At 31.6% G+C, this 14,144-nt stretch carries 7 protein-coding genes; 6 read left to right on the top strand and 1 reads right to left on the bottom strand.

Annotated features, from left to right (window positions below):
- Positions 1-27 precede the first annotated feature (27 nt).
- The 3 genes from HNP99_RS10050 to HNP99_RS10040 all read left to right on the top strand — a co-directional run bounded on the left by HNP99_RS10050 (position 28) and on the right by HNP99_RS10040 (position 3,416).
- Positions 28-1,320 (top strand): glycosyltransferase family 4 protein, encoded by a 1,293-nt coding sequence (locus HNP99_RS10050; protein ID WP_173853246.1) that lies wholly within the window; start codon positions 28-30, stop codon positions 1,318-1,320.
- A 33-nt stretch (positions 1,321-1,353) separates the two neighbouring features.
- Positions 1,354-2,820, top strand: a complete 1,467-nt coding sequence (locus tag HNP99_RS10045; protein ID WP_173853245.1) for an oligosaccharide flippase family protein — start codon at positions 1,354-1,356, stop codon at positions 2,818-2,820.
- A gap of 299 nt (positions 2,821-3,119) precedes the next feature.
- Positions 3,120-3,416 carry a hypothetical protein gene (locus tag HNP99_RS10040; RefSeq protein ID WP_173853244.1) on the top strand — a complete coding sequence of 99 codons (297 nt, stop codon included), beginning with the start codon at positions 3,120-3,122 and terminating at the stop codon, positions 3,414-3,416.
- 80 nt (positions 3,417-3,496) lie between these two features.
- Here the strand turns inward: HNP99_RS10040 and uvrA are convergent, their stop codons facing one another.
- Positions 3,497-6,280 (bottom strand): excinuclease ABC subunit UvrA, encoded by a 2,784-nt coding sequence (gene uvrA / locus HNP99_RS10035; protein ID WP_173853243.1) that lies wholly within the window; start codon positions 6,278-6,280, stop codon positions 3,497-3,499.
- A 202-nt stretch (positions 6,281-6,482) separates the two neighbouring features.
- Here uvrA and HNP99_RS10030 point away from each other — a divergent pair, with 202 nt between their 5' ends.
- The 3 genes from HNP99_RS10030 to HNP99_RS10020 all read left to right on the top strand — a co-directional run bounded on the left by HNP99_RS10030 (position 6,483) and on the right by HNP99_RS10020 (position 14,135).
- A complete protein-coding gene (locus tag HNP99_RS10030) occupies positions 6,483-9,284 on the top strand; it encodes a helix-turn-helix and ligand-binding sensor domain-containing protein (RefSeq protein WP_305798037.1) in 2,802 nt (933 codons plus the stop codon).
- Between the two features lie 238 nt (positions 9,285-9,522).
- The gene (locus tag HNP99_RS10025) at positions 9,523-12,600 is read left to right on the top strand and encodes a SusC/RagA family TonB-linked outer membrane protein (protein ID WP_173853242.1); all 3,078 of its coding nucleotides are present in this window, start codon (positions 9,523-9,525) and stop codon (positions 12,598-12,600) included.
- Positions 12,601-12,611: 11 nt separating this feature from the next.
- On the top strand, positions 12,612-14,135 hold the full coding sequence (locus tag HNP99_RS10020; protein ID WP_173853241.1) for a RagB/SusD family nutrient uptake outer membrane protein: 1,524 nt from the start codon (positions 12,612-12,614) through the stop codon (positions 14,133-14,135).
- The last annotated feature ends 9 nt before the right edge of the window (positions 14,136-14,144 follow it).

Here is a 14,144-nt window from a genome sequence, read left to right as displayed (position 1 = left end):
CGTGGTTGACATTATAAATTATCCCAATTGGAACCTGAAAATAAAAAAATTTTAATAATTACCTATTATTGGCCGCCAGCAGGTGGTCCAGGTGTACAACGGTGGTTGAAATTTGTCAAATATTTGCCAGATTTTAATTTCCAACCCATTGTTTACATTCCTGAAAACCCTACTTATCCTATTATAGATAATGATTTGCTGAATCAAGTTTCGGAAAAAGCGATTGTTCTTAAACATAAAATTTTCGAGCCGTATCAGTTGGCTTCTTTTTTTTCGAAAAATAAAACCAAGAAAATAAGCTCAGGAATAATTCCAAATCAGAAGAAACAATCCTTTTTAGACAAAGTTTTTCTCTGGATTCGAGGAAATTTGTTTATTCCAGATGCTCGGATATTTTGGGTAAAACCATCTGTTGTTTATTTAGAAAAATACATTGTCGATAATAATATTGATACCATTATAACATCAGGACCACCACATAGTTTACACCTTATTGGACTTAAATTAAAACAAAAAACAGGTGTTAAGTGGTTTGCTGATTTTCGGGATCCATGGACTACCATTGGATACCATAAGTCTTTGCGGTTGTCAAAGTATGCAGCTAAAAAACACAAGCAATTAGAAAAGCAAGTAATGAATACTGCCGATGAGATTATTGTAACGAGTAAAACTACAAAAACTGAATTCCAGGCGATTACTACTAAACCAATAACGGTGATTACTAATGGTTATGATGTGGAGCCAGTGATAAGTAAAGCTTTAGATACTAAGTTTTCGCTAGCGCATATTGGGTCTTTTTTATCTGATAGAAATCCAATAATTTTATGGGAGTCTATTCAAGAATTACTTGCAGAAATACCCACTTTTAAAGATGATTTACAAATAAAGTTAATAGGGGCGATCAGTCAGGAAGTATTAACAACGATAGCGCAGTTTGGATTGAATAATTATCTAAATAATTTAGGATATGTTTCCCATTCAGAAGCGATTGAACACCAAAAAAAATCACAAGTTTTATTACTTATCGAAATTGACTCTCGAGATACAAAAAGTATTATTCCTGGAAAATTATTTGAATACATGGTGTCTAACCGACCAATAGTAGCAATAGGACCTAAAGATTCTGATTTTTCCGAAATTATTACACAAACCAATACTGGGGTGTTTTTTGATTACACAGAGAAAGAAAAACTTAAAAAGGTGATTCTAGAATATTACAATCTGTTTTTAGAAGGTAAGCTACGGTCTAACGGTGTAGGATTACAACAATATTCTAGAAAAAACTTAACTATGGAATTGGTTAAACTGCTTAATAAATAACATAAAGAGATATTTATCTCACTCTAATTACTAATGGGAATAGTATTAAATCAGTCCTTAAAAAACACAATAATAACTTACATCGGTTTTGGTGTAGGAGCTATAAATACACTTTATTTATATCCAATTTTTCTTGGTGCTACTTATTACGCTGTAACAAATTATATATTATCTGCGGCTAATGTTATCATGCCTCTTTTTGCTATTGGTATGCAGAATACACTGGTTAAATTTTATTCCCAATATAATACTGAAGAAGATCGAGAACGGTTTTTGTCTTTTACAGTGTTATTTCCATTATTATTATGTATTCCGTTAGCTTTTATCGGACTTTTTTTCTTTGATGATTTGGTTTTTTTTGTATCTAAAAAAAATCCAATAGTAAAGACATTTATTTGGTTGATTCCGTTTACAGGATTGTGTATGGCCTATTTTGAAATATTTTATGCTTGGGCAAGAGTACACATGCATTCCGTTTTTGGAAATTTTATAAAAGAGGTAGGTTTGCGTTTGTTTTCATTGTTTGCCTTAATCGGGGTTTATTTTAAATGGATGACTGTTATTGATTTTGTTTATGTAACATCTGGAATTTATTTCTTAGCCTTAGTGATTACTATGTTTTATGCTTTCAAAATCAAGAAACCTAAATTTCAATTTACGATTCCGTCTAATGTAAAAGCAATTTTAGAATATACTTTTTATATCATCCTTTCAGGTAGTGTGGCTAATTTACTTTTGGATGGAGACAAGTTAATGCTTAATCAATACATGGTAATTGAGAATATAGCCTATTATTCAGTTGCAACCTATATTGCACTAGTGATTTCGGTTCCAAGTCGTGCCATGCACCAAATTGTCTACCCAATTACAGCCAAATTAATGCATGAAAATAAGTATGAAGAATTGAATGATTTGTATAAAAAGACATCCATTAATCTTCAAGTTGTAGGTGGTTTTGTAATGCTTTGCATTTTTGTAAATATTAATCAGTTATATGAATTAGTTCCAAAAGAATATAGTGGAGGAATAGTAGTTGTTTTTTTAATTGGTATGTCTAAGTATTTTGATTTAATTTTAGGGAATAATAATGCGATTATATTCAACTCTAAATACTATCGTATGGTGCTGTTTTTGGGACTATTCTTAGTGTTTATTACAATAGTTTTAAATATGATCTTTATACCATTGTACGGAATACTAGGGTCAGCTTTTGCGACATTATTGTCTATAACATTATATAGTTTAGCTAAATTGCTTTTTGTGGTTAAAAGGATGCATTTATATCCTTTTACAAAACAGACTGTAACCTCTTTAATAGTCACTTTTATCTTGTTTTTAGCATTCTATTTCTGGGAGTTTCCATTGTATCCCATAATAGCCATTGGTCTTAAATCCATACTAGTAACTATAGCTTATATTTATTTGAATTATAAGTTCAAAGTGTCTAAGGAAATTAACGGTGTTCTAAATGGCCTGATAAAGAAATTTGGAATAAAATAGTATAATCATTGACAACTTATTATTAATAATTATTTTATAAATAGCTATGGTAATAGTTTAATTAAAGAAGTCCATAAGTTGTAATTTTATAAACTTATAATAGTAAAGTGTAAGACTTATAATAAGGTATATTAATATTTTTGTTGAGAAAATTAGCTTCTACTCATAAATATTTAGTGTTTTTTTTAAAATATCACTAAAAGTGGGTATTGTGGGAGACCAACTAAGAACTTAATTTTGTAATATCAATACTGTTTGACTAGATAGAACAATGTTGAAACTAAATAATACAAATTATTATGAGTAGCCAACTAATTATTAACGAGGAAAGTTCAGTGAAATTTTCTAAGATCCTAAGGGATAAAATAAGTAAGGGTTTTGTAATTGAGGAGAGGAATGATAAATTGCCTTTTGCTGTTTTGTCAAAGAAAAAGCAAAAAATTAATCATAATATCTATTTTGTATTTTCATGTGTTACCCTAGGAATAGGTTCTATTGCTTGGATTTACAAAAGTTTTATTTCTTCAAGAGAAATAAGAATATTAGTTGGTCTTGATGAAGACGGAAACGCCTTTGAAGATAAATGTTACAACTAATACTTACTGTTTTAAGTAAAAAAAATAGCCTAATACAAATATGTATTAGGCTATTTTTTTTTACTTGTTGATTAATATTATTATAGTTTGTCTTTTAAATAGTAACCTGTGATTGATTTTTTGTCTTTTACAATGGCTTCAGGTGTTCCTGCAGCTAATAATTTACCACCATTTTCGCCACCTTCAGGACCTAATTCAATAATCCAATCGGCACATTTTATTAGGTCTAGATTGTGTTCAATAACTAAAATAGAATGACCTTTTTCGATTAAAGCTTCAAAGGAAGCTAATAATTTTTTAATATCGTGAAAGTGCAATCCTGTGGTAGGTTCATCAAAAACAAATAATGCTTTGTCTTTAGTAGCGCCTTTTACCAAGAAAGAGGCTAGTTTAATCCTTTGTGCTTCACCACCAGATAATGTTGATGAAGATTGTCCTAACTGTACATATCCTAAACCTACATCTTGTAATGGTTTTAATTTTTGAGTAATTTTAGCTTGTTTGTTTTTATCAAAAAAAGTAAGTGCATCATCAATTGTTAGCGTAAGAATATCATGAATGTTTTTACCTTCAAACGTTACTTCTAAAATTTCTTTTTTAAATCGTTTTCCGTTGCAAGTTTCACATGGTAGCTGAACATCGGCCATGAAAACCATTTCAACATTAATTGTACCTTCCCCTTTGCAAGTTTCGCACCTTCCTCCATCTACATTAAAAGAAAAATGTTTGGGTAAGTACCCTCTTAATTTAGATAGTTTTTCTTTAGAAAATAAATCTCTAATATCATCATACGCTTTGATATAGGTTACTGGGTTAGAGCGAGAACTCCTACCAATAGGATTTTGATCTACATATTCAATGTGTTTTATTTGCGAAAAAGAACCTGTTAATTCGCTAAATTGCCCTGCTTTTTCCCCAGCATTTTCTAACTTTTTTTGCATGGCTGGAAAAAGAATTTTCTTTACTAAGGTACTTTTTCCACTTCCTGAAACACCTGTGATTACGGTCAAAACATCTAATGGGAAAACAACATCAATGTTCTGTAGATTGTTTTCTCTCGCGCCTTTTATTTCAATGAAGTTTTTAAAAGGACGACGTTTTTTAGGAACAGCAATTTCTAAATCACCATTTAAATATTGAGCAGTAAGCGAGGTCGATTTTAATATTTCATCATAAGTTCCTTGTGCTACTAATTCTCCACCAAAAGTACCTGCTTCTGGGCCAATATCAATAATCATATCGGCTGCTTTCATGATATCTTCATCGTGTTCTACTACAATTACCGTATTTCCTAAATCTCGTAAGGAGAGCAATACTTTAATTAAGCGCTCAGTATCTTTGGGATGTAAGCCAATACTTGGTTCATCTAAAATATACATTGAACCCACGAGGCTGCTTCCTAATGATGTAGCAAGATTTATACGTTGTGACTCACCACCAGAGAGAGTTGCAGAATTCCGGTTTAGTGTTAGATAATCTAAACCAACTTCTGTTAAAAAAGAGAGACGGTTATTGATTTCAATTAGCAAACGTTTTGCAATTTGCTTTTCATAAACATCTAATGTTATGTTTTTGAAAAAATCAACTAAGTGTTTGATAGGTAAATCAACTAATTCAGAGACTGTTTTTGAATTTATTTTCACATAAGAGGCTTCTACTCGCAAACGTTTTCCTTTGCAGGAATAGCATTTGGTTTTTCCTCGGTAACGAGAAAGCATGACTCTGTTTTGTATTTTATAATTTTTTTCTTCTAATTCTTTAAAGAAATCATTCAGACCTTGAAAATAACTGTTTCCTGTCCAAATTAATTCTTTTTGCGCTTCTGTTAATTCAAAATAAGGTTTGTGAATAGGGAAATCAAATTTATAAGCACTATTAACTAATTGATCGCGAAACCAACTCATGCTTTCTCCACGCCAAGGATAAATAGCGTTTTCAAAAACAGATAGTGTAGTGTTAGGGACAACTAATTCAGCATCGATACCTATTATGTTTCCATACCCTTCACAAACTGGACAGGCTCCGTACGGGTTGTTGAAACTAAATAAATGGACATTGGGCTCTAAAAAAGTGATTCCGTCCAACTCAAAGTTATTCGAATAACTGTGTCTTTCATTAGCTTTTATTTCTTGTAAATAGCAAATGCCTTTTCCTTCAAAAAAAGCAGTTTGTACAGCATCAGCAAGTCTGTTATAAAACTCCTCTTCCTCTTTAACAACAATTCGGTCCACGATTAAAAATAGTTCTTTTTTATTCAATCCAGTTGGCAAATCATCTAAACGAATCATTTCATTATCAACAAGAATTCTTGCAAAACCTTGTTGTAATAATACTTTAAGTTTGTCTTCTAATTTTCGGCCTTTTTCAAGATGAATAGGAGCTAAGAGTAGCCATTTGCTGTCTAGTTCTAATTTTTTAACATCAGCAACTACATCGGTTACGGTATTTTTCTTTACTTCTTTTCCTGAAACAGGAGAAAAAGTTCTTCCAATACGGGCATATAGAAGCTTGATGTAATCGTAAATTTCAGTAGATGTTCCTACCGTTGAACGGGCATTTGTGGTATTTACTTTTTGCTCAATTGCTATTGCGGGAGCGATACCTTTAATGTATTCTACTTTTGGTTTATCTAATCTTCCAAGGAATTGTCTTGCATAAGAAGATAAACTTTCTACATAACGACGTTGCCCCTCAGCGTAAAGGGTGTCAAAAGCCAAACTGGATTTACCAGAACCCGAAAGTCCTGTAATAACAACAAGTTTATTTCTTGGAATAGCAACATCTATACTCTTTAAATTGTGTACTTCTGCGCCTTTTATAATGATATTTTTCTTTGGATCTAATTTTGAAAACTCAACTTGCATAAAAAATTGTATTTCTACAAAAGTAATGAATTTTACGCAGAGAAAAAGGATTCAACAAATCACAAATTTAAGTTATATACTTACATTTTATTAAGATAATAGTTGTAAAATTATGTTTGTATACTTATTATATTCCAATTTGTTTTTAGCTATGTCTTTTTAGTTTTATTTTTACCACATTCTAAAAAAAAAAATAGTTCATTTGAAAACAAAAATAACCTACTTATTACTATTAATGACTGCTTTTGTATTTGCTCAAGAGTTGCCGCCAATAGTAAAATATACACCAACAAATTATAATGCTGGAAATCAAAATTGGATGATCTCTCAGGATGACAGTCAATATGTTTTTTTTGCTAATAATGAAGGACTTTTAGAATATAACGGTGCTAGCTGGCAACTTTACCCTTCTTCAAACGAAACCATTATTAGGTCAGTTAAGGTAATTGAAGGAAAAGTTTTTACGGGCTGCTATATGGAGTTTGGTTTTTGGAAAAGAAATACTGATGGCAGGTTAAACTACTATTCACTGAGTCAAAAAATAAAAAATAAAATTCTAGATGATGAACAGTTTTGGAATATATTAAATTACGAAAATTGGGTTTTATTTCAATCCTTAAATCGAATTTATATTTACGACCTGCAAACAAATTCCTTTAAGATTATTACACCTGATTCAGGAATATTTAGATCTTTTAGGACTAAAAATGCTATTTATTTCCAAACCGTTACTGGGGATTTATTCGAAATAGAAGGTGGCAAGAGTAAGTTGATTTCGAATAGTTTAATTTTAAAAAATAACAGAATAGTAAATGTTTTTTCTTCAGATGACGGGCTTTTAATTCAGACTCAAACAGAAGGGTTTTATAAAATATTAGGAACTAAACTTATTAAGTTTATTACTGAGGCTGATGCACAACTAGCCAATAGTAGCGTGTATAGTAGTCAGTTGCTATCGGATGGTAGTTATGCGATAGGAACTGTTTCTAATGGGATTTTTGTTTTATCAAATAAAGGAAAAATAAAATATCATATTTCGCAAAATCAAGGACTGAGTAATAATACCGCACTTTCTTTATTTGAAGATGCCGAGAAAAATTTATGGGTAGGTTTAGATAACGGAATTAACTGCATCAACATGCAGTCGCCAATACAGAGTTATGTAGATGATACCGGCGTATTAGGAACAGTATATTCGGCGAAGCTTTTTAACGGAAAAATATATGTAGGTACAAATCAAGGATTGTTTTATAAAAAATACAATTCTCATGAGAATTTTACTATTGTAAAAGGGACTAAAGGACAAGTTTGGTCGTTATTTGAATATGAAAAAACCTTGTTTTGCGGCCACGATACAGGTACTTTTATTATCGAAAATGGTACTGCCAAGTCTGTTTTTTCTAAATCAGGAACTTGGAAATTTGAAACAGTTCCAGGAGACAAATCGTTATTGCTTCAAGGGAATTATTACGGAATTTCAGTGTTGCAGAAAGTGAATAATCAGTGGGTTTTTAAGAATAAAATAAAAGGGTTTGATTATTCCTCAAAATATTTTGAAATAAGTAAAGGCAATGAAATATATGTTAGCCATGAATATAAAGGGGTATATCGCTTAGTTTGTGATCAAAAATTGAAGAATATAAAGGCAATTAAAAGATATGCAGATCCTAAAAAAGGAAAAAATGCATGCTTGATAAAGTTCAATAACGCCATTTATTACGCTTATAAGGAGGGCGTTTTTAAGTTGAATAATAAAACAAAACAATTTGTAAAAGATACGTTACTAAGCTCCGTTTTTGAAAATGATGACTATACATCAGGAAAAATGATTGTTGATGAAACTAATAAAATTTGGTTATTTTCTAAAAATTATATTAGCTACTTTTCTTCTAGTAAATTGAGTAGCCAGCTCAAGAAAAATAGTATTCCTATACCTGTTTCTTTGACAAATTCTATGTTGGGTTATGAAAATATTGCTCAAATGTCAAATTCTGATTATCTTTTTGGTACTACAGATGGCTATTATATTATGAATATTAATGAGCTAAGCTTTAGTGATTATGGGGTTTCTTTATTCAGTATTACCATCAATGAATTAAATGAACAGCCTAAAAATGTTGCAATAACAACTGAGGGTTTTTTTAATTATAATGAAAATAATATCACTTTTAGTTACTCGGTGCCAGAATACAATAAATATATTAATGCCGAATATCAGTATTTATTAACAGGTTTTGAAGAGGATTGGAGTGATTGGAGTGCAAAACCAACAGTGAATTTTAAAAATCTTCCTTCTGGTGATTACAATTTTAAAGTGAGAGCTAGATTTGCAAATACAGCACTCGAAAAAATTGTGTTATATAATTTTATAATTGAAAAACCATGGTACAAAACTAATCTAGCATTATTGATTTACTTTATTCTTATTTTAATAATAGCTAGTATTATTCATAAGGAGTATAAAAAGTATTATCAAAAACAAAATGCGAAACTAATAGAGGAAAATAACCTTTTATTAGAAATAAAAGAACTAGAAAATGAGCAACAATTAATGCGTTTAACAAACGAACAACTCTCCCATGACGTAGATATAAAAAGTAGAGAATTAGCGGCATCAACCATGAATTTAAATAGTAAAAATGAATTACTTGAATTTATAAGAGAAGATTTAAAAAAGACAAACAATGATGAAAATAGAAGTATCAAATCGGTTATTTCTACCATAAATAAAAACATTACAGGAAATGATTCTTGGAGTGTTTTTAAAGAAGCTTTTGAAAGTACAGATAAAGACTTCTTTAAAAAATTGAAAGTATTGCACCCCTCTTTGACTTCTAATGATTTAAGATTATGTGCCTATTTAAGGCTTAATCTTAGTTCAAAAGAGATTGCACCTATGTTAAATATATCAATACGAAGTGTAGAGATTAAAAGGTATCGCTTGCGTAAAAAAATGGAATTAGTGCACGAACAAGGACTTGTTGAGTACATTCTGTCTGTATAGTATTGTAACAATTACGATGTATTACCTATACATTACCACAACATTAACGTTATTGTTGTGGTTTTTTTGTTTACTGCTAATATTTATCTGCATATTTAACAAGCTGTTTTCTTAGTTTTATTATAATATTGTGAATTAATGATGCTTTTTTTTGCATTGTATGTTTTTTGTAAAGGTTCTTTTTAGTGAATCTTTAGTGTGAGTGCTGTAATTTTATAATTCACAAAAAACACAAATTATGAAATCAAATTATCTATTAATTATTTTCCTTTTTTTCTCGACTTTTGGTTTTGCCCAAAGTTATGATGTTGGAGGGTTTGTAAAGGAGAAAGGTTCAGGTTTACCAATACCAGGAGCGAATATTCAAATTAAGAATTCGAACATTGCTACAATCACTGATTTTGATGGTGCTTTTTCTCTAAAGAAAGTAACTTCAGGGACTACGCTCATATTCTCTTATATAGGTTATAAAAATTTTGAATATAAAGTAACTGGTGCAAATAGCAACATTAACATTGCGCTTGTTGAAGATGCGAAAACGTTAGATGAAGTTGTTGTGATTGGATATGGAGGTCAGAAAAAAAAGGAAATAACAGGTTCAGTAGCTGTAGTTGATAGTAAAACACTTGAAATTTTAAAACCACTTAAAATTGAACAAGCCCTTCAAGGAACTGTATCTGGTGTGAATGTTACTACACAGTCAGGTTCTCCAGGAGCAGCATTAGATATTAAAATACGTGGTATTGCTACAAATGGAGATAGTTCACCTCTTACTATAATAGATGGTTACATAGGTGAGTTAGGGTTACTTAATCCGAACGATGTTGAAACGATTACTGTTTTAAAAGATGCTCAAGCGGCTATTTATGGTTCTGCTGCAGCAAATGGAGTTATTTTAGTGACAACAAAAATGGGAAAAAAGAATTCTAAAACTAGAGTCTCTTTTAATTCATATCTTGGTTTTCAAGAAGCCTCAAAAACTTTACCCACATTAAATGCTACTGAATATGCCTTACTGTTAAATGAAAGTTATGCTAATAACGGCAACGCTATTCCTTATACAATTGTAAACGGATTAGGAAAAGGAACAGACTGGCAAAAGGAAGTCATTAGTAAAGGGGTTCCAATTATTAGTCACGATTTGAATTTTTCAGGAGGATCTGATAAAATTACGTATTCTGTTAGTGGTTCACACTTGGATCAAGAAGGAATCGTAGGAGAGTCAAAATCTGGATTTTTAAGAAATACAGCTAGAGTATCTTTAGGCGCTGATGTCTCAGATAAGTTGAAATTAAAAACAAATGTAATTTATACTTATTTTGATAGAAAAACATTACCAGAAAATGGTAATGCCTCTGTGCTTTTAAATGCGGTAAATGCGCCATCTACACTTAGTACTTATGATGCTGATGGAAATTATACCTTGTTTCCAGGAGGTTCTTTGGGTAATGAAATGATTAATCCATTGGCTCAAACTCAAAATACATACAATGATTTTAATTTTAAGCAAATAAGCGGGAATTTTGGTTTGGATTATAAATTAACAGCAGCATTTGTTATAACCAGTTCTATTGGTTTTAAATCGGCTAATAGTGAATCTAGATCTTTTGCAAAAATACTTGATTACGGTAGCGGAAAAGTATTTAATACCACTAGAAGTTCAGTTACTCAAAGGGCTATAAATGATAATAATTACTCTTTTGATATTTATGGTACTTATACTAAAACAATTGCTAAAGACCATAAGTTTGTTGGGGTAATTGGTAATACTATTTTTAAAGAATATGGCAACGGCCTGACTGCAACAGGTTTTGATGTTCCTAATAATTCATGGGATTTTGCAGATATTTCTCTAGCAAATGGAGCTCCTGCAGCAGGAACAATTCCTGTTGCAAATTATAATTATGACGAGAGAAGACTGTCTTATTTTGGAAGAGTTCAATATGACTTTAAAGGGAAATACCTGTTTTCAGGAATGATTCGTCGTGATGCTTCTACAAAATTTGGACCTGGGAATAAAGTAGGGTATTTCCCCTCTATAACAGCTGGTTGGATTGTTTCAGATGAAGGTTTTTTTGGAGAATCCTCAGTAATAAACTTCTTGAAATTAAGAGGAAGTTATGGAATAGTTGGAAATGATAAAATACCTAATAACGGTTATATTTCTCAATTAACAGGAGAAGCTACCTACGTGTTTGATAATGAGTTGACCAATGGTCGTGCCATTGGACAAATCCCTAATCCTTTACTTAAATGGGAAGAGGCTAAGAAATTTGACGTTGGTTTAGATATGAATCTATTCAATAATAAAATAACTATCGTTGCTGATTATTTTATAGATACAAGAAGTGACTTATTAATTCCGAGTATTCCTGTATCGGGTATATTTGGAGGTCAAGCTCCAGGAGCTTCTAATCCTACTATAAATGCAGGAACAGTAAGGAATACAGGATTTGAGTTTGCTGTAAACTACAAAAATAAATTCTCAGATAATTTCAGTATGAGTCTTGGATACAACGTTACTTTTTTGAAAAATGAAGTTACAGCAATAAATGGGGCTGATTTTATTGAAGGAGGTTCCTTTGGAATAGGACAACTCGCACCATCAAGAATGCAAGTAGGAAATCCAATTGGTTATTTTTACGGATTAAAAACAGATGGCGTTTTTCAAAATCAAGTAGAAGTTGCTGATGCACCTGATCAATCCATTTTAGGAACAAAAGCATCACCTGGAGATATTCGTTTTGTGGATGTAAATGGTGATGGTAAAATTGATTTTAATGACCGTACTAATATTGGAGATCCAATTCCTGAAGCTACAATGGGTTTTAATGTTCAGTTAAATTATAAAAACTTAGATTTCTCTATGTACACATTTGCTTCTGTTGGAAACAATATGGTACGTAACTATGAAAGTGTTTCACCAGATGCCAATCGTTTGACTTATGTGCTTGATAGATGGACAGGTGAAGGAACTAGTAATTCGGTTCCAAGAGTAACAACGGCAGCGACAACAAATAAATTATTCTCTGATTATTTTGTTGAAGATGCTTCGTATTTGAGAATTCAAAACATTCAATTAGGGTACACTATAAATCCTAAGATTTCTGAACTAGCTAAGATAACTAAGCTTCGTCTTTATGTAGGGGTAAATAATTTATACACTTTTACAAAATATAAAGGTTTTGACCCCGGTGCATCTTACGGTCCTACAAATGCCGATAATGTTTCTCAATCGGTTATTGGGTCAGGAATTGATGATGGTTTCTATCCTAATCCTAGAACATACTTATTAGGTTTAAACATTAACTTTTAAATTGAACTAACATGAAAAAATATATATTTGTTACGATAGCTAGTGCAGCACTCTTTACTTTATTTGCTACTTCTTGTAGCGATGATTTTGTAGATCGTCCTGTAGCTTATTCAATTGATTCTGAGAATTATTTTAATTCTAAATCGGATTATGACGATGCTTTAATTGGGGCGTATGACCTTTTACAAACTACATTTGTTAATGTTTTAATGGGAGAGATCGCTTCTGATAATACTTTTGCAGGAGGAAATAACCCTACAGATGTAATTGGATATCAGCAAGTGGATCAAATGACACACTCGCCCGTGAATGCTGAGACAAAGAAATTGTGGGATTGGATGTTTGCGGGTGTGCAAAGGTGCAATTACATACTTGAATTTAAAGATAAAACCGACTTTGAAGGTAAAACGCAAGTACTCGCTGAAACACGTTTTTTAAGAGCTTATTACCAGTTTGAATTAGTAAAATGGTTTGGTGGGATTCCCATGAAAGGAGATGTTAGATTCTCTACAGGTGACGAGAAATCAATTCCACGTTCTTCTGTTGCTGAAGTTTATGCAGCTATTCAAGAAGATTTAATTTATGCTTCACAAAATTTATCAGCTACAGCTTCTCAACAAGGGAGAGCAACTAGCGGTTCAGCTTTAGCATTATTAGGAAAAGCGTATTTATATGATAAAAAGTTTGATAAAGCAGCTAGTACATTTGATAAATTAATACAAACAGGAAATTATCATTTGATTAAAAGTAGTGATTTAACTGCTCAACAAATAACTGCGGGATTATCTCCTTTTGGAAGCATCTTTGAAGCAGAAGGAGAAAATGGTCCAGAATCTGTTTTTGAAATTCAATATACTGATGTAGAAGGAGGATCTTATGGTTATATGCAAGGAATAGAAGGGAATGTGGCTGTAGGTTTTTCAGGACCCTTTGGTTACGAAGGTCCTGTTTTTGCCGATGGAAACAACTTTAATCTACCAACTCCTAAAATTGTTAGTGCATTTGAAGCTGGAGATAGTAGGAAAGCAGTAACTATTTTAGACATGGTGGCTTGGATTGCTCAAAACCCAGGAACTAAGTATACTAAACAAAATCAAGATACAGGTTATTTTAATAGAAAATACATTCCTAGAACAAGAAGATCAGAAGCTGCAGGTGATGTTAAGTTAACCAGTCCAAATAATTATAGAGCAATTCGTTATGCTGATGTGCTTTTAATGGCCGCCGAGGCACATAATAAGAGCACAACTCCTAACGACGGTATTGCTAGAACATATTTAAATGAAGTAAGAGCAAGAGCTTTTGGAGATAATAACCACGATATTACGGCTTCTGGAGCGGCATTATATGATAAAATTCTAGAAGAAAGAAGAGTAGAATTAGCAGGAGAAGGGATTCGTTTCTTTGATTTAGTTCGTACAGGTAAAACAAATGAAATTCCAGGATTTAATCCAAATAAAAATGAATTGTTCCCTATTCCTATTGAAGAAATTCAATTTGCAAGCGGCAACTGGACACAAAACCCTGGATACTAAAAAAAAATA

Source organism: Flavobacterium gelidicaeli (assembly GCF_013294005.1).
Lineage (GTDB): Bacteria > Bacteroidota > Bacteroidia > Flavobacteriales > Flavobacteriaceae > Flavobacterium.
This window is presented reverse-complemented; position numbering and strand designations above follow the sequence as displayed.